Genomic DNA, 18,897 nt, shown 5'->3' on the forward strand with positions numbered 1-18,897 from the left:
TCATGCCTGCCACGCTTCTCATCGTCTCGCTCGGCGAGCTCGGCACCCATGTGCTCGAAGCGGCCGGCCGCAGCGGCCTGTTCGACCGGATCGTGGTGGCGAGCCGCTCGGTCGAGAAGGCCCGCGCTCGGATCAACAATGCCCTGATCGGCTGCGGGATCGACGGTTTCTTCCCGCGCTTCGAGGCGATCGGTCTCGACTTCAACGAACCCTCTTGTGCCGCGACCTTGCGCGCCCTCGCCCCCGACATCGTCTTCTGCGCGCCGACGCTGCTGCCCTGGTGGAAGGTCGGCGGCCTCGACAGCTCAGCGGGAACCCCCGCGGAAAAGGTGCCGTTCGGCGGCTATGTCAGCCTCCAGCTCGCGCCGATGGCGATCTTCCGGGCACGGATGGCCGATGCCGGCCTCGCCGCGCGCTGGATTGCCGCCTCCTTCCCTGATGTGATCAATCCCAGCCTGGCGCGCACGGGCCCCGGCCCCGATTGCGGCATCGGCAATGTCCGCGAGCCGATCGCCAAGATCCAGGTCTCGGTCGGCCGCCAACTCCGTGTATCCCCGAAGCAAGTAGAGGTCCGGCTCGTCGCGCAGCACGCCTTCGAATACGGCGTGTTCCAACCCCAACCATCAGCCGAATTGCCGCCCTATCTCCTAGACGTGACCGTCGGCGGGCAGGATCATACCGAGATGGGCCACGCGGCGCTGCGCGAGCCGTTCCCCTTCCCCTACGACCTGCATTTCAACCGCATCACCGCCTCGGCGGCGATCGACGGGATGCGCGCTTTGCTCAGCGCGTCGCCGGTGCGCACGCATCTGCCGGGCGTGCTCGGCCTGGTCGGCGGCTATCCAGTCGCCGTCGAGGCCGGCCGGATCCGGCTCGACCTGCCCGCCCATTGGAGCGAGGCGCAGGCGATCGCTACCAATGAGGCCTCGCTGCCCTGGGACGGCATCGCGCGCATCGAGCCGGACGGCACCATCGTCTTCACGCCCGAGACGGTGGAAGCCCTGCGCACCCTGACCGGCGCGACCATCGAATCCGCCCATCCCGCGACGGCCGCGAACCAGGCTGCATTAATCCTGAAGCACCTGGCCTGAGCAGGGCAACGCCAGGACGGTCATCGTCTTGCAAACCACGCCGAATTGAGGCTCGGTGCCGGCGTGCTCGTTTCGGGCCTCTGGAGACGGGCGCGGCCGGGCGATGACGACGGCAGGACGACAGGCGGATGTGATCGTGCTCGGGGCCGGCATCGTCGGCGTCAGCATCGCCGTGCATCTGCAGGAGCGCGGCCGCACCGTCCTGCTGGTCGACCGTGGCGAGCCCGGGGCCGAGACCAGCCATGGCAATGCCGGGCTGATCGAACGCGCCTCGGTCATTCCCTATGCCTTCCCGCGTGGCCTCGCGACGCTCGCCGCCTTCGCCTCGAATCGCTCGATCGCGGTGCGCTACCGACCTGCGACGCTGCTGCGGATGGCGCCCTGGCTGGCACGCTATTGGTGGAATTCGGCGCCCGGCCGGCTCGACAGCCTAGGGCAGGCCATCCTGCCGCTGATCGAGCGCTGCCTCGACGAGCATCGCCACTGGACCAAGGCCGCCGGCACCGAGGCGCTGATGCGCGGCGAGGGCTGGATGGAGCTCTATCGCAGCCGCCGCGGCCTGCAAGAGGCAGTCAATGCGGCAGGGGAGCTTGCGGCCTACCGTCTCACCTATGATGTCCTCGACGAGGCCGCGCTGCGGGCGCGCGAGCCGGGCCTGCTACCGGGCATCGTCGCCGGCGCCGTGCATTGGCGCGATCCTGAGACCGTCAGCGATCCCGGGGCGGTGACACGCGCCTATGCCACCCTTTTCACCGCGCGTGGCGGCGAACTACGACGCGCCGACGCAACCGGCCTGCAGCAGGGCGGCACGGGCTGGCGCCTATCGGCCGGCGGCGAGGATTGGCGCGCTCCCGAAGCCGTCGTCGCGCTGGGCCCCTGGTCGAACGATCTCTACGAACGGCTCGGCTATCGCTTTCCGCTCGGCTTCAAGCGCGGCTATCACATGCATTACGCAGCCACGGACGGTGCTGCCCCGCGGCATCCGCTCTGCGATGTCGAGGCCGGCTTCGTACTGACCCCGATGACGCGCGGCATCCGCCTGACCACCGGCATCGAGCTCGCGGCACGCGACGCACCCTCCGATTCCTGGCAACTCGACCAGGCCGAGCGCGTCGCCCGCCGGATCATGCCGCTCGGCGAGCGCCTCGATGCCGAGCCCTGGCGCGGCGCGCGGCCCTGCCTGCCGGACATGCTGCCGATCATCGGGCCGGCGCCCCGGCATAGCGACCTCTGGCTCGCCTTCGGCCATGCCCATCACGGCTTCACGCTCGGCCCCGCGACCGGGCGGCTTTTGGCCGAGATGATGACCGGGCAGATGCCGTTCTGCGATCCCGCCCCCTTCGCGGCCGCCCGCTTCGCTTAGGCCGCCTTGCGCTTCTCCGCCGCGTGCTGTTCCTCCGAGGCGCCGGCGCGCCAGTAGCTGACGACGAGATGCGCATCGATCTCCGGCCGCAGATATTGGCGTGCCGCGGCGCGGATCTGGCGGAAGGCGGCATGCTCGCAGGCGGCCCAGAGATAGAGGCTGCCCTCGCCCGCCGGCCATTCCAGCGTCGCCAGCGCGTCCGTCAGCAGGCTCGTCGAGCCCGGCGTCGCGCCGTCGCGCTGGAGCCAGCGCAGGTTGATTCCCTCCGGCACCGCGAGAGACTGACGCTCGGCCGCGTCGGCGATCTCGACCAGTGCGAGCCCCGAAGCGCCCGCTGGCAGATGCTCCAGCATGCGGGCGAGCGCCGGCAGGCCGGTCTCGTCGGCGAGGAAGAGGTAGCGCTGCGCCTGCTTCAGCCCGCGCCCGCCCGGCCCGGCCATGCCGACGCGGTCACCGACCTGCACGCGCGCGGCGAAGGCCGAGCCCGGACCGGCATCGTCATGCAGCACGAAATCGATGGCGAGCGTGCCGGCGGCGGCGTCGATCTCGCGGATCGTGTATTTGCGGATCGCCGGCCGCTGCCCCTCGGGCGGCGCCTGCAACAGCCCGTCCACGCCGATCATCGGCCAGACCGGCTCGGCGAGGCCCGCCGGCGGGATGAACAGGCGCACATGCAGCGCCTCCAGCGAGTCGTAACGGGCAAGATCCTCGCCGCGGAAGCGGATGCGGCGCATATGCGGCGTCAATTGCTCGATAGCCGTCACGCTCAGCACGCGGAAATCCGGTGGCAGCATCGGCTCCGTGCCGTCACCGCGCCAGAGGATTGTGGGCGCGGGGTCGGTCGGCGCGAACTCGACGACATGGCTCGCAATGGCGAACTTGTTGCCTTGCAGCGCCGCGAGATCGGCGGCCTCGATCACGACGGACAGGGCGCCCGGCTCGGCCGTCAGCTCCGCCCGGCTCGCGCCGAAGCTGATCACCGTCACGCCGCCGGCCTCGCTTACTTCAGCCGCATGCTCGAGCAGGTGCTCGCAGAGGGGCCGTAGCACCGCAGTGGGATCAGGCAAGGCGATACGCGTTTGCGCACGAAGCATGGTCATGGGAGGTATCCTGTCGCTGCCCTGACTTCAGGGCTTGGCCGGGCCGGCGCCGTCGATCCAGAGCGCGCCGTCGAGCGGGATCGCCGAGAAGCGGCGGGAGATCTCGTCCAGCGTCGCCAGTGGGTCGACATCGGCGAAGCGCTCGGGGTGGAACCAGGTCGCCAGACGCTCGATCGCGACGATATGGAGCGGGGTGTCGTTGAACAGGTGCCAGAGCCCATAGGCCCGGCGATTGCGCACCGCCGCCAGCGCGGCGATGCCGGGCTTGCCCAGCAGCGCGGCAAAGCTCGGCGCCGCGGTCTCGCGGGAGACGCCGAGTCCGAGGACGAGGCCATTCAGCTTTGCCAGATGCGTTCCGCCGGTCGCGACATAGATCGCAGGATCAGCGGCAAGGAGCTGCTCCAGGCTGATCTGCCCGGTCGCACCGGGCAGGATCGCAGCGGCGATGTTGCGCCCGCCTGCGGCAGTGATGAAATCGTCGAAGGTGCCCTTGCCCGGCGTCTGGCAGCAATCGAAGCCACCCGCATGGGCATGCATGAACACCGAGGGGCGCTCCGCCCCGCGCAGCCGATCCTCGATCAGGCGCCGGCGCTCCTCGTAGAAGCGGATATAGGCTTCCGCCTGCTCCTCCCGGCCGATCAGCTTGCCGAGGATGCGCAGGCTCGGCAGCGTGTCGCGCATCGGCTGCAGGTAGAAGTCGACGACGGCAACCTTGATGCCGGCGGCCTCGAAGCGCTCGACGAGATCGCCCGGCCCGCGCCGCGTGCCGGCAAGCGAGCTGCTGAGGATGACGAGGTCGGGCGAGAGCGACACCGCCTTCTCGAAGGAGAAGCCGTCCTGCATCCCGCCATCGCCGACGGTCGGCACGCTCTCGATCGCCGGGAATTTGGCGTGATAGCGCGCATAGGCGTCGGGGTTCTGGCGGCGATGGTCGGCGCCCCAGCCGGCCAGCAGGCTGATCGGATCGGGATGGAGGAGACCGAGTGCATTGAGCTGGCGCCCCTGCGCCAGCACGATCCGCTTCGCCGGAGCCGGCAAGGTCACGTTGCGCCCGAGCAGGTCGGTCACAGTGATGGGCTCGGCACCGACCGGCAGCGCCAGCACGCAAAGCAAGGCGGCGGCAGCGAGCAGCAACCGCATCAGGGACTGTAGCGGCAAGGCGGTCATGGCAGATCTTTCTGAGCGATGCCTTCGCCGAGCGTGAAAGCGACCGCGCGCGACAGCATGGCCGGAAGGACCGAAATGTGGTTCTCGCCCGCGAAGACGACATGCTCGCAAGCAACCCGCCCGGACGCTGTCAGCGCCTGTGCCATCTCGGCGGCGTTGTCGAGCATCCGCGCCATGCGCAGGCGCGCCGCCCGCTGCGGATCACGCTGCTCGTCGCCGTTCTGCTCGTCGCCGCCGACGGTGATCAGCAGGCGCGGCAGCGGTGCCGCTGCAGGCGAGTTCAGGAAGCGTTCGCGCGTCTTGAGGATGGCGCGCTCCTCCCACCAGATCGACGGGCTGCCGGCGACATGGCTGCGAAACAGGCCGGGCCGCGCGAACAGCGCGTAGAGGGCGAAGAGCCCACCGAAGGAATGGCCGGCCAGCGACAGCCGCGCCCGGTCGATCGGCACGAGTCGTTCGACCTGCGCCAGGATTGCGCCTTCGATCAGGTCGAGAAAGCGGTCGGCGCCGCCATCCGTCCGTAGGAGGTCACGCCGGCGCCGCTCGGCATCGAAGGGCGCCGCGCCAGGATAGCCTATGCCGAGGATCACAGCCGGACCGACGCCGGTCACCTCGGGGCGACCGCCCTGCAACCGCGCCGCGGACAGCGCCGTCGGGAACAGCGCATCGCCATCGACGACAATCAGGACCGGAAAGCCCGCAGCCGGCGCCGACCCGGACGGGACCGCCACCAGGAGCCGGTACTCGGCTCCTCCAGGCGCGATGAAGCCAAGGCTGTGCGTCTGCGGCAGCACGACCGGCCGGGAAGCCGGGAGGCCATGCCCCGCAAATGCAACCGGCTCCGGGCGCAGCATCTCGCCTGTCCTCACCAGCGATAGGACAGGGTCGCCAGCACGGTGCGGCGTAGACCGAAGGAGCACTGCACAGCGCCATAGCAGCCGGAGACATATTCCTTGTCGAACAGGTTCTGGGCGTTGACCTGCACCTTCCAGCCCTTCATCGCGGCATTGGCGGCACCGAGGTCATAGCTGATCGCGGCATCGACAAGCGCGTAGTCGTCGGTGAAGAAGGTGTTGCCGGGGTCGCCGGCGCCCTTGCCGACATAGCGCACGCCGGCCCCAAGGCCGAGCCCTGAGAACAGGCCGGTCTTGAAGGTGTAATGCGCCCAGAGCGAAGCCATGTGGCGCGGCACAACCGTCGGCCGCTTGCCGAGATCGATGCCGGTGCTCTTGGTCACCTCGGCATCGGTATAGGTATACGCCGCAACGAGATCGAGATTGTCGAAGACGGTCGCCCTGGCCTCGACCTCGACGCCGCGCGCCCTGACTTCGCCGGTCTGGACCTGGAAGCCGGGATTGTTGGTGTCGGTTGTCGGGACGTTGGTCTGAGTCAGCTGATAGACAGCCGCCTGCAGGAAGGCGCTGGAACCGGGCGGCTGGTACTTGAAGCCGGCCTCGTATTGCTCGCCCTCGGTCGGCTTGAACGCCGCTCCGGCAAAGGTCGCCCCTGTCTGCGGGTCGAACGATGTCGAGTAGCTCGCATAAGGCGCAAAGCCATTGTCGAAATTGTACATGACCGCGACGCGGCCGGTATTGGCGTTGTCGTCCTGCTTGGTCAGGGCGGCATTGGTGAGGTTGCGGGCGCGCGACATGGCGCGATCGAAACGGCCGCCGAGCACGACCGACAACCGGTCGATCTTGATCTCGTCCTGCAGGTAGATGCCGTATTGCTGCGACTCGTACTTCGTTCCGGGGACGGCCGGCACCGCGAATGGGGTGCGACCATAAACCGGCCTGAACAAGTCGAGCGTCTGTACCGTGCCGCCGGCGCCGGTGAAGGCCGTGGCGTCCGACCAGTAGCCGTCGACACCGAAGAGTACCTTGTGGGTCAGCGGGCCGGTGCGGAAATCGGCCTGGAGCTGGTTGTCGATACCGAAGGTCTTGGCCTTCTCGTTCGAAGCGGTGACGCGGCGCATGACAGTGCGCTGGTCGGCTCCCAGCGAGGCTGCCGCCACCGTCCGGAAGCGCGAGTCGAGATCGCTGTAGCGGACGTTCTGGCGGACGCTGAAGACGTCGTTGAAGCGGTGCTCGAAGGCATAGCCGGCGGTCAGGTGGTTGCGGCTATAGCCCTCATAGTTCGGCTCCCCCGGGAAGACATTGCTGCGGATGCGGCCGTTGCGGTTCGGCAGCACGGTGCCGACCGAGGGCATGAAACCATAGAAGCCGGTTTCCGGGTCGCGCTGGAACGAGGTCAGCAGCGTCAGGCTGGTCGCCGCATTCGGCCGGAAGGTCAGCGAGGGAGCGATATAGAGGCGCTCTTCCTTGGTGAAGTCGACCTGCGTGTCGGCGGCGCGACCGAGCCCGACGATGCGGTAGAGCACGGTCTTGTCGGCTGTCACCGGTCCGCCGATGTCGAAGGCGAGCTGCTTGCGCTCGAAGCTGCCGAACTGGACCTGGACCTCGCCATGCGCTTCGTCCCGCGGCCGCTTGCTGATCATGTTGATCAGGCCGCCGGGCTTGACCTGGCCGAAGACGACCGAGGCCGGGCCGCGGATCACCTCGACGCGCTCGAGACCCCAGGGATCGACGCTCGGCACGAGGAAATTGTAGCCGCGCAGCAGGCGCAGGCCGTCGAGATTGTTGACGAAGCCGGCGCCGGTGCCGGCGCCGCCGAAGCCGCGGATGAAGACGCTGTCATAGCGCCCCATCGACAAGCGGGTCTCGCCGAGCACGCTCGCCGAATAGCGCAGCGCCTGGCTGACGCTCTGCGCGCCCTGGTCGTCCATCTGGTCGCGGGTGACGACGGTGACCGATTGCGGCGTCTCGATCAGTGGCGTGTCGGTCTTGGTCGCAGACGCGCTCCTGCGGGCGACATAGCCATTGACCGGCCCACCGGCGCGCTCGCCCTGAACCTCGATCGTGTCCAGGTTGACCGCTTCACTGCTCTGCGCGAGCACGGCGCTCGGCCAGGCTGCGATGAGCGCGCCGAAGGCGACGCCGGTCGCCAAGGCAGCGCGGTTGCCCGTGATGAAAACCCTGGTCATGCCGATACTCTTGCCCCTTCGCCATCCTGGCGACCCATTGGCAGGGTTCTTTCAGGAAGCATGCTTGGCCGGCAACGCTGTCGGCTTTCGATCGCGGCAGTATTTCTTTCGCTGCAGTTTCGAGGCTTTCCAGCTCTGAAACGCGAGGCGTCCCTCAACGCAGCGCGCTCGGCGGCATGCCGAAGCGCTTGCGGAACAGGCTGGAGAAATGCGCCGGTGTATAACCGACACGGAAGGCAGCTTCCGCGATGCTCGCCTCACCTTGAGCGATCAGCGCATGGGCCTGCTGCAGCCGCTGCTCCTGCAGATAGCCGAAGACACTGTCACCAAACTCGGCGCGGAAGGCAGCGGTCAGCTTGGTCGGATTGAGACCCGTCGCACGGGCAAGCTCGGCCAGGCTCGGTGGCTCCTGCATCGCGACGACGAGCATGTCCCGGGCCGCATGAACCTGCTCGCGCGTCCGGGCGGGCAGTCGCGCCGGCCGCAAGGGGGGCTGGCCGACGATCCGGTCGAGCGCCATCGCCGTCAGCTCCAGCGCCTTGCCGGCGAGGTAGAGCCGCCGCAGCGGCGCCGCCACCGGCGACTCCGCGATCTGGAGGGCGAGCGCGCAGAGCTCGGCATCGGCCGGGCGCACCCAGATGCCGGCATCCCCTGCCCCCGCCAGCGTGAACAATTGCTGCATCGGCGCGGCGAATTCCCGTTCGACGAAATCGAGGTCGAACTGCATCAGCACGCAGCGGACCATGCCGCCGCTGAGACCGGTGCGCTGCTGGACGTGGTCGCCGACATTGGCGGTGACCAGCAGCGCCGGCCCGCGGACCATGACGGCCGGCTGGTCGTCGATTTCCAGAGATTGCCGCCCATCGAGCATGACCGCGATCTTGAGGCCCCGGCGCATCGGCCCGGTGATGCGCTCGCCTTCGGGAATCGGAAATGTCCCGGCCGACAGCGACAGCTGCCGCGAGAACAGCGGCAAGCCCACCAAGGATTCAGGATCGGAAAAGGTCTGAATGGCGTTCACCGGCGCAGCATAGTTCAATTGCCTCCCGCCTCAAGACTTCGCCATCAGATTGCAGGTCTTCTAAACTGGGCGGTTCAGCGAGCTACTCTCCCGAGAATTTCATCGCCTGCACCATTTGCACATCGATAATCCTCGGTCGTGCATTTCACACCACTGCTCGTTGCAGACAGCGCCCAACCTCGCCGGACGCCGATCCGGCTTCATCGCTCCCACCGCGTCACATCACGGTCATCGAAGCGCGTCTATCCCGCTGCGATGACGCTCCCGACCACAGGCGATCGCTCCGGCATGGCTGCACTGCTGCCCGGCATGCAGGCACGCACAACCCCGCTGCTGGCGCTGGATAGCTTTTCCGTCGCTTTCCCTGGAGCCTACGGCCCCGTCCCGGTCGTACGAGGCATCGACCTGTCGCTTGCTCCCGGCGAGGCGCTCGGCATCGTCGGGGAATCCGGCTGCGGCAAGAGCGTGACCTGGCTCGCGGCGCTGCGCCTGCTCGGTCGTGGCGTCGTAACCTCCGGCGCGGTCCGGCTCGGCGGGGAGGACATCACCCGCCTGCCGGAACGCGCGCTCGCAAGGATACGCGGCGGGCGCATCGGGCTGATCTTCCAGGACCCGACCAGCTCGCTCAATCCGGTCCAGCGCATCGGCACCCAGCTCACGGAGGTGCTGCGCCTGCACCGCGGATTGCGCGGCGATGCTGCCCACCGCGAGGCCCTGCGCCTGCTCGATCGCGTCGGCATCGCCGATGCGCCGCGGCGGTTGCGGCAATACCCGCATGAGTTCTCGGGCGGCATGAACCAGCGCGTGATGATCGCGCTGGCGCTCGCCGGCGAGCCCGAGGTCCTGATCGCCGACGAGCCGACCACCGCGCTCGACGCGACGATCCAGGCGCAGATTCTCGACCTGATCCGCGACATCCGCCGCGAGAGCGGCATGGGGCTGGTGCTGATCTCGCACGATATCGGCGTCGTCGCCGATCTCTGCGACCGTGTCGCGGTGATGTATGCCGGCCGCGTCGTCGAGACCGCAGCGACGCAGGACCTGCTCGGCCGGCCGCGCCATCCCTATACGCGCGGCCTGCTCGCCGCCCTGCCGAGCCTCGATGGGCCGCGCCGCCAGTTGACGCCGATCGCGGGCACAGTTCCCGCGCCCGACCGGATGCCGCCGGGCTGCGCCTTCGCGCCGCGCTGTTCGCTGGCGATCGACGAGTGCCGGACACAGACGCCTGCGCTGGTACTGGCGGCACAGGACCAGCGCGCCGCCTGCCTGCGCCTCGCCGAGACGGCGCTGATGCCGGACGCGCATGCGCCGGCTCCGGCCGGAGCCTTCGCATGACCCCGCTCCTGCGCGTCGACGATCTCGCCCGCCACTATCCGGTCGCGACGGCGACCGGGCAGAAGCTCATGCTCCACGCAGTAGACGGCGTCAGCTTCACCCTGGCCGCCGGCAGGACGCTCGGCCTGGTCGGCGAATCCGGCTGCGGCAAGTCGACCACCGCGCGGCTCGTGCTCGGCCTGCTGCCAGCGACGCGCGGGCGGATCACATTCGCCGGCGAGGAGGTCAGCGCGACGCGCGATCGCCATTGGCGGGCCCTGCGCCGGCGGATGCAACTGGTGCATCAGGACCCGCTCGCGGCGCTCGATCGGCGCCTGCCCGTCGGCGAGCAGATCGTCGAGCCGCTCGCCATCCACGGGCTCGAAGCCGGCGCCGAAGCCCGACGGCAAAAGGCGCTCGAGCTGTTCGAGGCGGTCGGCCTGAGGGCGGACCTGTTCGAGCGCTATCCGCATGAGCTCTCCGGCGGCCAGCGCCAGCGCGTCGTGCTCGCCCGGGCGCTGATCCTTGGTCCGGAGCTGCTGGTCTGCGACGAGCCGATCTCGGCGCTCGACGTCTCGGTCGCGGCCCAGGTTATCAACCTGCTGCAGGACCTGCAGGCGCGCTTCGGCATGGCCTATCTCTTCATTAGCCACGATCTGAAGGTCGTCCGGCAGATCGCCGACGAGGTCGCGGTGATGTATCTCGGTGGGATCGTCGAGCAGGGCCCGCCGGAGGCGCTGTTCCATGCCCCGGCCCATCCCTACACCGAGGCGCTGGTCTCGGCCGTGCCGACGCTCCAGCGCGGCACGGCCGAGCGCATCACCCTGCGCGGCGACCCGCCCAATCCGGTCGACCGGCCGGCGGGTTGCGCCTTCCATCCGCGCTGTCCGCGCGCCATCGCCCGCTGCCGCGAGGAAGCGCCGGCGCTCCGTCCCACCAGCGACGGGCGACTCGCCGCCTGCCATCTGGTACCCGTGGCTGCCGACGCCAGAGCGGCAGCCGCCTGACCCTATCGACCGACCGGATACCGACATGGCCCAAGATGATCGCTCCCCAGCCACACGCGTCATCGTCGCGGTCTTCGATGGCCTGCGGCCCGATCTGGTCACGCCCGAGCTGACGCCCAACATCCTACGGCTGGCCGCGCGCGGCACCTGGTTCCGCCAGGCGCGCAGCGTCTTCCCCTCGGTGACCCGTGTCGCGACCAGCGCGATCGCCACTGGCGCACCTCCCGGCGTGCATGGGATCGTCGGCAACGCCTTCTACCTTGCCGACGCCATCCCCGAGCGCATCTTCGACACCAGCGACATCGGCATGCTGCGTCGGGCGGAAGCGCATCATGGCGGCCGGCTGATCGCGGTCGACACCTTCGGTGATGTGCTGGCGCGGGCGGGCAAGCGGCTCGCTGTCGTCCATACCGGCTCAGCCGGCTCAGCGCATTTCATCAACCCGCGCGCCCGCGCCAACGGGCACTGGACCTTCACGATGCTTGGCCCCGAGGCAACACAGACGCCGGAGGCGGTCGAGGACGCGATCGCCAAGCTCGGCCCGCTGCCGGAGCGCCAGCTGCCGCGCCTCGATGAGCTTGCCTATGGTGGCCGGCTGATGGTCGAGCATGTCCTGCCGGTGCTGAAGCCCGATGTCGCGCTGATCTGGTTCAACGAACCCGACACCACCTTCCATTATCGCGGGCTCGGCTCGCCGGAGGCCAAGGCCGGCCTGCAGCAGGCGGACCGCGCCTTCGGCGCCATCCTCGACTGGGTCGAGGCGCAGCCCGATGGCGAGCGCATCGCGGTGATCGCAGCCTCCGACCACGGCCAGATCTCGACCGGCGCGGTCGAGCCGCTGTTCGACGCGGCGCGCCAGGCCGGCTTCGACCTCAGCAACACCAAGGCTGTCGACGGTGCCGCCTTCCTCGCGACCGGCGGCATCAGCGGCGAGATCCGCCTGCGCAACGGCGAGCGCAGCCAGCTCGAGCGCATCGCCGCCTGGCTGATGGAGCAGCCGACGATCGGCCACGTCTTCGCGCGCGGCAGCGGCGAGGAGGGCGACATTCCCGGCACCCTGTCGCTCGACCTGATCGGCGCCGGCCATGCCGCGCGCCAGCCCGACCTGATGTTCATCCTGAAATCGTCGCTGGAGACCGACCAGTACGGTCTGCCCGGCCTCGGCGCGATGACGCCGGGCGATGTCCCGCTCGGTGGCGGCATGCATGGCGGCATCAACCCGCACGAACTCAACACCGTGCTGATCATCGGCACGGGCACTGGCGAGGTCGGCAGCGTCTCGCAGGAGCCGGCCGGGATCATCGACATCGGCCCGACCGTGCTCGGCCTCTCCGGTCTGGCCAAGGCGCCGAGCATGGTCGGCCGCGACCTTACCCGCCCGGCCCAGGAGGAAGCGCGCATCCGCCGCGTTTCGACCGGGCACGGCGCCTTCAGCCAGTACGTCGAGTTCGCCGAGCAGGACGGCCGCCGTTTCATCCTCGGCGGGCACTGATCCGAGGAAACGAATGAAAAAGGGGCGGCTGAGCCGCCCCTTTTTCATTGTGCGTTCGCGCCTGCTCAGCTGCGGGCGAAGGACAGGTTGTCCGGGCGCAGATCCATGAAATAGAAGGTTGTCGGCCGCCAGCCGATTGCCTTCTTGATCGCATAGGCCTCGCTCGGCTGGTAGAGGATCGTCGCCGGCGCCTCGTCCTCCCAGATGTCGAGCATCTCAGCGAACAGCGCCTTGCGCTTCACCGGATCGACCTCCGCCTCCAGCGCCGTGCCGGCCTTGTTGAAGCCATCCGCCGAGGTCCAGAACTTCGAGATCTGGTGCTCGCCGGCCGGCCCCCAGGCGACCCAGATCGCGCCGAGCGGGTCGGGCAGGCGCGTCGAGTTCGACCAGTTGAAGATCTGCGCACCGGCGCCGCGCATCTGGGTCGAGTTCTCGACGACCTGCAGCGAAGCGTTGATGCCGACGGCCTTCCACTGCTCGACCAGGATCTGCGCCGCTTCCAGCGCATTGGTGTAGTAGTTCGCCATGGTGCGGTAGACGATCGGCTCGCCCTTGTAGCCGGCCTGCTGCAGCAGCGCCTTGGCCTTGGCCGGATCGTAGGGGAGCTTGCGGCCCTCGACGAACATCTGGCCGTATTCGGGGAAGTTGTGGCTCGCCGGCACCCGCGCAGTGCCCTGCCAGAGCGCGTCGACCAGCTTCTGCCGGTCGATGGCGCAGTTCAGCGCCTGCCTCACCCGCTTGTCGGCCAGCACCTTGTCCTGCTCGTTATAGGCGAGGACATGGACGTTCGCGAGCACGACGGAGCGCACGTCGATGTCCTTGTAGGCGCCGACCACACTCATCTGGTCGGGCGGGATATTGGTGATCAGGTCGTAGTCGCCGGCAACGAGGCCGGCGACGCGTGCCGCCAGCTCCGGCACGCGCCGGAAGGTGACGTGCTTCGCGGTCGGCTTGCCCATGAAATAATCGTCGAAGGCTTCCAGCACCGTGGCTTCAGCGGCGGAATGCGAGACGACGCGATAGGGGCCGGTCGCCACCGGCTTGCGCGAATAGGCCTCGAAGCCCATCGCCTCATAGGCGCGCTTGTTGACGATCCAGGCGCACCAGGAGGCCAGCCGCTGCTCCAGCAGCACGTCGGCGACCTTGGTGCGGAAGCGGACGCTATAGCGGTCGATCGGCTCGACGCTGGCGAGGATGCCGAAATAGGGCTTGCCGCCGGGGATCTGGGCCTTGTCGCCCCAGAGACGGCCGTCGCGGAAGGTGTAGGCGACGTCCTCCGAGGTCAGCTCGTCGCCATTGTGAAACTTGACGCCCTGGCGCAGCGTGACGACCAATTCCTGCGGCGAGACGCGCTCCCACTTGATCGCCAGATGCGGCTTCAGCTCGGAGCCGCCGCCATCGGCCGCGCCGAGGAAGTCGCGCCGGATCAGCGTGTCGAAGATCGAATAGGTGACGCGCGTGCCGACATTGGAGAGCTCGCGCGCCGGCTCCAGCGTCGCCGGCAGGTCGGCGACCGCGACGGTGAAGTTCGGGCGCGTCTCGCCGGCAGCGAAGGTCTGCGGGGCGGCGAGCAGCGCCGAAGCAGCGGAGGCGCCTTCAAGGAAGCGGCGGCGCGAAAGGGTGATCATGGCATGTCTCGCATTGAGGTCGGCAGCGGTATTGATCCGGCCCGCCGCGCAATCGCGCTGCCATGCCTCAGCTTGACGACAGGGCCGTGACGGAGCGGGTAGAGAGCAGCTGCCGGGGATCGTCGAGCATCACCGCATCGGGCGCGAGCGCGAGAACGCGGCCGATCCCCTCCGCATCGATCCGCCCGACCGGAAAGGGCGGATAGCCGGGCTCGGCGACCGAACGCGGCTGCCCGACCATAACCACGGTCCGCAGGCCAAGGCCGCGCGCGGCCACAATCCGTTCGGTCGTCGCTTCGCCCTGCCAGAAGCGGAACCAGTCTGCGCCAAGGGCCTTCGACTGCCCGCAGGACTGCGGGTCCGGAACCAGCGCGAGGATCGCGATCTCCGCCTGCAGGGCCCGCGCCGCCGCGATCAGGTCGAGCGAGCGCAGGCCGAGCAGAACGCGCTCACTGGCCCCTGCCGCCGCGACGACATCGAGTATACGCGGCAGCACGGCCGGGCCTGTCAGCTTCACATCGAGCAGCAAGCCCAGCGGCGCGGAGGCAGCGATCGCCTCGTCCAGCGTCAGCAAATCGGGCAGGATCGCCCGCAATTCCGCGAGCTCGATCTCTGCGACGAGGCGCCGATCGCCGGCGATGCGCTTGAGATCCGCGTCGTGCAGGCAGACCAGCGCGCCATCAGCGCTCAGCCGCACGTCGGTCTCGACCATCTCGGCGCCAATGGCCCTGGCCTTGTCGAAGGCCTCGGCACTGTTTTCAGACGCGAGCAGGGCCCCGCCTCGATGGGCGATGGCGAGCGGCAGCGGGCCGGCGATGCTGCGAATAGCGAAGCTCATGGTCTCAATGCCGCTCGCTGGTCGGGTCGAAACGGTCGCGCAACCAGTCGCCGAACAGGCTCATCGACAGCGTCGTCAGGAAGATCACCAGGCCGGGGAAGACGGCGATCCACCAAGCGTTGAGAAGATAGCGCCTGCCTTCACCGAGCATCAGGCCGAGCGAGGTGCCGGGCGGCTGCACGCCGAGGCCAAGGAAGGAGAGCGAGGTCTCGAGCAGGATCGTGCCGGGGAAGTTGAGCGTCGCCTGCACCACCAGCGCCGCGATGATATTAGGCAGGAGATGGCGCAGGATCACGCGCGGCGTGCTGGCACCCAGCGCCTCGACCGCGTTGACGTAATCGCTCTCCTGCTCGGAGGCGACGAGGCCGCGGGCGAGGCGGGTATAGCGGTCCCAGCCGTCGATGCTGACGAGGATGATGAACAGCACGATGTTATTGCCGAAGAAAGCGAGCATTGTCAGCGCCAGGAACAGCGCCGGAATCGCCGCCTGCGCATCGACCAGCATCATGATCGCCTGGTCGACGATGCCGCGCATCCGTGCCGCGATGAAGCCGAGCAGCGTGCCGAACACCGCCCCGATCAGTGTGCCCATCACCGCGATCAGGATCGAGGTCCGCACCGCATAGATCATGCGGCTGAGGATATCGCGGCCGAGCTGGTCGGTGCCAAGCCAGTAGGTCGTGCCGCCGCTCTGCGTCAGCGGCGGCTTCAGCCGGGCCAGCAGATTCTGGGTGGTGTAGTGGAGCGGCGCCAGCCAGTCGGCCAGGATCGCGACGAGCACGACCAGAATCAGGAAGCCGGCCGAGAGCTTCACCACCGGCGACATGCGCCGTCCGCGCGGACGGGAGGCCGGAGCGGCGCCAAGATCGAGGCTCGCGCTCATGCCGGCTTGCCCAGGCTGCGCGAGAAGCCGCCGAGGCGCGGATCGAGCAGGATGTGCAGGATGTCGACCAGGAGGTTGGCGGTGACCATGACGACGGTGACCGTCAGGATCACTGCCTGGACCACGGCGAGATCGCGCGACGAGACGGAATCGACCAATAGCCGGCCGATGCCCGGCCAGGCGAAGATCGTCTCGACCACGGCGCTGCCGGCGAGGATATGGCCGATCTCGATGCCGATGAACATCAAGAGCGGCACAGCGGCATTGGGCAGCGCGTGGCGCAGGATGACCGAGAGCGGCATCACCCCGCGGGCACGCGCCGCGCGGATGAATGGCTTGCCAAGCACTTCGAGCGTGGCGGTACGCGCGAAGCGGGCGAGGCGCCCGGCGAGCGGCAAGGCCAGCGTCACCACCGGCAGAATCAAGTGCCAGAGCGTCTCGGATCCCGCCGAGGGAAGGACGCGCAGCTTCAATGCAAAGAGCAGGATCAGCAGGATGCCGAGGAAGAAGATCGGAATCGCATAGCCGAGCACGGCGACCGCCATGGCGAAGCGGTCGACCGCAGTGTTGTGGCGCAGCGCCGCCAGGACGCCGAGCGGCATGCCGATCAGCAGAGCCAGCAGCAGCGCGCAGGCCCCGAGCAGGAAGGTCTTCGGCAGCGCGTCGACGACGGCGGCGAAGGCCGGCCGGTCATCGGCGAAGGAGAGGCCGAAATCACCCCGGGCCACGCTGGCGAGATAGCGCAGATACTGTTCCGCCAGCGGCCGATCGAGCCCCCAGAGCTCGCGGTAGTGGGCGCGCACATCCGGCGGCGTCTCGATCGAAAGCATGATGTCGGCTGGATCTCCGGCCAGGCGCAGCGCCAGGAACACCGCCGAGACGCAGATCGCGACCGTCAGCAGCGCGCGCAGGAAGCGAAGGATCAGGAAACGCAGCATCGACGAGGGCTCGTTGATCGAAGGCGAGCTTGTGCGGATGCTTACGCGACAAACGAATGACAGTTCGCCTTCGAGGCGGAGGCCGCGGACATCGGCGGCAGCGTCGAGGTTGATCTTCCTCCGCCATGATGGTTAGGTCCGGTCATGCGATTTCGGTCCGCCATCCGGGGCCTGACCCTGCGACTTAGCCGCCCGGCGCCGTGAGCGCGCTGGGGTTCAAAGGCCTGTCCATCGCATGACGGCGCAACAAGGTCCCGAGTTGGCCTGACGCCGCATCCTTCGCAAGGGTTGTCCCATGACCACGATGCCGATTTCCAAATACCGCGCCTATGCGCCGGTCAACCTGCCCGATCGCAAATGGCCGTCGCAGGTGCTGACCAAGGCGCCGATCTGGTGCTCCGTCGACCTGCGCGACGGCAACCAGGCGCTGATCGAGCCGATGGGCGTCGATCGCAAGGACCGCATGTTCAACCTGCTGGTCAAACTGGGATTCAAGGAGATCGAGGTCGCCTTCCCCGCGGCATCGCAGACTGATTTCGACTTCGTCCGCTCGATCATCGAGAGCGGCGCGATCCCCGACGATGTCGCGATCCAGGTGCTGACGCAGTGCCGCTCCGAGCTGATCGAGCGCACTTTCGAAGCGGTGAAGGGTGCCAAGAACGTCATCCTGCACTTCTACAACTCGACCTCGACGCTGCAGCGCGACGTGGTCTTCCGCTCCGACCGCAAAGGCATCGTCAAGATCGCGACCGATGCGGCCGCCCAGATCAAGGCGCTGGCGGCCAAGGCGCCCGAGACCAACTTCACCTTCGAATATTCGCCCGAGAGCTTCACCGGCACCGAACTCGACTACGCCCTGGAGATCTGCGAGGCGGTCAAGGCGGTGATCCAGCCGACGCCGCAGAAGAAGCTGATTCTCAACCTGCCGGCGACCGTCGAGATGGCGACGCCGAACGTCCATGCCGACCAGTTCGAATGGTTCGGCCGCAACATCTCCGATCGCGACAGCGTGCTGCTCTCGATCCATCCGCACAATGACCGTGGCACTGCTGTGGCTGCCGCCGAGCTTGCGCTGATGGCCGGCGCAGACCGCGTCGAGGGCACGCTGTTCGGCAATGGCGAGCGCACCGGCAATGTCGACATCGTCACCATGGCGCTGAACCTGTTCACGCAAGGGATCGATCCCGAGCTCGACCTGCGCGACGTCAACGAGATCCGCAGCATCGCCGAATACTGCACGCAGCTGCCGGTGCATGAGCGCCACCCTTACGTCGGCGAGCTCGTCTACACCGCCTTCTCCGGCTCGCATCAGGACGCGATCAAGAAGGGCTTCGACGCGCAGGAGAAGCGCAACGACCCGATCTTCCAGGTGCCCTATCTGCCGATCGACCCCAAGGACGTCGGCCGCGACTACGAGGCGGTGATCCGGATCAACTCGCAATCCGGCAAGGGCGGCATCGCCTATATCCTGCAGGCCGATCATGGCCTCGACCTGCCCCGCCCGCTGCAGATCGCGTTCTCCAAGATCGCGCAGGAGCAGATGGACGAGGAGGGCAAGGAGCTGACCAGCGCGGTGCTCTGGTCGCTGTTCAGCAAGACCTACCTCCTGAGCGACGCCCCGCTGGAACTGCTCGCCCACAAGACCTTCCCGGGCGCGCAGGGCTCGCGCACGCTGACGGCGGAGTTGAAGCAGGACGGCGCGATCCGCACGATCGAGGGGGTCGGCAACGGGCCGATCGATGCTTTCGTCGACGCGCTGAAGACGACCTATGGCGTCGAATTCTCCTTCCTCGACTATCACGAGCACGCAGTCGGCCGCGGCGCCAATGCCACCGCCGCCTGCTATGTCCAGCTCCAGGACGAGAAGGGGCGGGCCGTGCACGGTGTCGGCATCGACCCGAACATCGTCATGGCCTCGCTGAAAGCCGTGCTCAGCGGTATGCAGCGGGTGATGGCCGGCCAGCAGGGCTGAGCCATTGCCGGAAGTGGCGGGCTCGCCCGCCGCTTTCGTG

At 68.3% G+C, this 18,897-nt stretch carries 15 protein-coding genes; 6 read left to right on the plus strand and 9 right to left on the minus strand.

Annotated features, from left to right (window positions below; genetic code table 11):
• Positions 1-2: 2 nt before the first annotated feature.
• Positions 3-1,091, plus strand: coding sequence for a hypothetical protein (locus tag GV161_RS08540; protein WP_152015116.1), 1,089 nt, complete (start codon positions 3-5; stop codon positions 1,089-1,091).
• Between the two features lie 103 nt (positions 1,092-1,194).
• A complete protein-coding gene (locus tag GV161_RS08545) occupies positions 1,195-2,454 on the plus strand; it encodes an FAD-dependent oxidoreductase (RefSeq protein ID WP_152015115.1) in 1,260 nt (419 codons plus the stop codon).
• On the opposite strand, the gene GV161_RS08550 is transcribed toward GV161_RS08545, so the two are convergent.
• The 5 genes from GV161_RS08550 to GV161_RS08570 form a co-directional block, all read right to left on the minus strand.
• The gene (locus GV161_RS08550) at positions 2,451-3,554 is read right to left on the minus strand and encodes a siderophore-interacting protein (protein WP_152015114.1); all 1,104 of its coding nucleotides are present in this window, start codon (positions 3,552-3,554) and stop codon (positions 2,451-2,453) included. The genes GV161_RS08545 and GV161_RS08550 overlap by 4 nt on opposite strands.
• Before the next feature lie 27 nt (positions 3,555-3,581).
• Positions 3,582-4,721 carry an ABC transporter substrate-binding protein gene (locus GV161_RS08555; protein WP_152015113.1) on the minus strand — a complete coding sequence of 380 codons (1,140 nt, stop codon included), beginning with the start codon at positions 4,719-4,721 and terminating at the stop codon, positions 3,582-3,584.
• Complete coding sequence (locus GV161_RS08560; RefSeq protein WP_152015112.1) at positions 4,718-5,575, minus strand: alpha/beta hydrolase-fold protein; 858 nt, start codon at positions 5,573-5,575, stop codon at positions 4,718-4,720. Before GV161_RS08560 ends, GV161_RS08555 begins: the two co-directional genes overlap by 4 nt.
• A gap of 11 nt (positions 5,576-5,586) precedes the next feature.
• Positions 5,587-7,764 carry a TonB-dependent siderophore receptor gene (locus GV161_RS08565; protein WP_152015111.1) on the minus strand — a complete coding sequence of 726 codons (2,178 nt, stop codon included), beginning with the start codon at positions 7,762-7,764 and terminating at the stop codon, positions 5,587-5,589.
• A 154-nt stretch (positions 7,765-7,918) separates the two neighbouring features.
• On the minus strand, positions 7,919-8,803 hold the full coding sequence (locus GV161_RS08570; RefSeq protein WP_152015110.1) for an AraC family transcriptional regulator: 885 nt from the start codon (positions 8,801-8,803) through the stop codon (positions 7,919-7,921).
• A 270-nt stretch (positions 8,804-9,073) separates the two neighbouring features.
• On the opposite strand from GV161_RS08570, the gene GV161_RS08575 reads away from it, so the two are divergent.
• Genes GV161_RS08575 through GV161_RS08585 form a run of 3 tightly spaced genes read left to right on the plus strand, consistent with a single transcriptional unit; the run spans position 9,074 to position 12,598 of the window.
• Positions 9,074-10,120, plus strand: a complete 1,047-nt coding sequence (locus GV161_RS08575; RefSeq protein ID WP_244624124.1) for an ABC transporter ATP-binding protein — start codon at positions 9,074-9,076, stop codon at positions 10,118-10,120.
• Positions 10,117-11,106, plus strand: coding sequence for an oligopeptide/dipeptide ABC transporter ATP-binding protein (locus GV161_RS08580; RefSeq protein WP_152015109.1), 990 nt, complete (start codon positions 10,117-10,119; stop codon positions 11,104-11,106). Before GV161_RS08575 ends, GV161_RS08580 begins: the two co-directional genes overlap by 4 nt.
• Before the next feature lie 25 nt (positions 11,107-11,131).
• Positions 11,132-12,598, plus strand: a complete 1,467-nt coding sequence (locus GV161_RS08585; RefSeq protein ID WP_152015108.1) for an alkaline phosphatase family protein — start codon at positions 11,132-11,134, stop codon at positions 12,596-12,598.
• Positions 12,599-12,663: 65 nt separating this feature from the next.
• Here the strand turns inward: GV161_RS08585 and GV161_RS08590 are convergent, their stop codons facing one another.
• From GV161_RS08590 to GV161_RS08605, 4 genes are all read right to left on the minus strand, one after another.
• Positions 12,664-14,226, minus strand: a complete 1,563-nt coding sequence (locus GV161_RS08590) for an ABC transporter substrate-binding protein (protein WP_152015107.1) — start codon at positions 14,224-14,226, stop codon at positions 12,664-12,666.
• A 67-nt stretch (positions 14,227-14,293) separates the two neighbouring features.
• A complete protein-coding gene (locus GV161_RS08595) occupies positions 14,294-15,064 on the minus strand; it encodes a glycerophosphodiester phosphodiesterase family protein (RefSeq protein WP_152015106.1) in 771 nt (256 codons plus the stop codon).
• Between the two features lie 4 nt (positions 15,065-15,068).
• Complete coding sequence (locus GV161_RS08600) at positions 15,069-15,947, minus strand: ABC transporter permease (RefSeq protein WP_152015105.1); 879 nt, start codon at positions 15,945-15,947, stop codon at positions 15,069-15,071.
• Entirely contained in the window at positions 15,944-16,885 is a 942-nt protein-coding gene (locus GV161_RS08605) for an ABC transporter permease (protein WP_152015104.1), read from the minus strand. The genes GV161_RS08600 and GV161_RS08605 overlap by 4 nt, the downstream gene beginning before the upstream one ends.
• Positions 16,886-17,189: 304 nt before the next feature.
• Between GV161_RS08605 and leuA the strand changes: the two genes are divergently transcribed.
• The gene (gene leuA, locus GV161_RS08610; RefSeq protein ID WP_201303082.1) at positions 17,190-18,857 is read left to right on the plus strand and encodes a 2-isopropylmalate synthase; all 1,668 of its coding nucleotides are present in this window, start codon (positions 17,190-17,192) and stop codon (positions 18,855-18,857) included.
• Positions 18,858-18,897 lie beyond the last annotated feature (40 nt).

This window comes from Bosea sp. 29B (assembly GCF_902506165.1).
GTDB lineage: Bacteria > Pseudomonadota > Alphaproteobacteria > Rhizobiales > Beijerinckiaceae > Allobosea.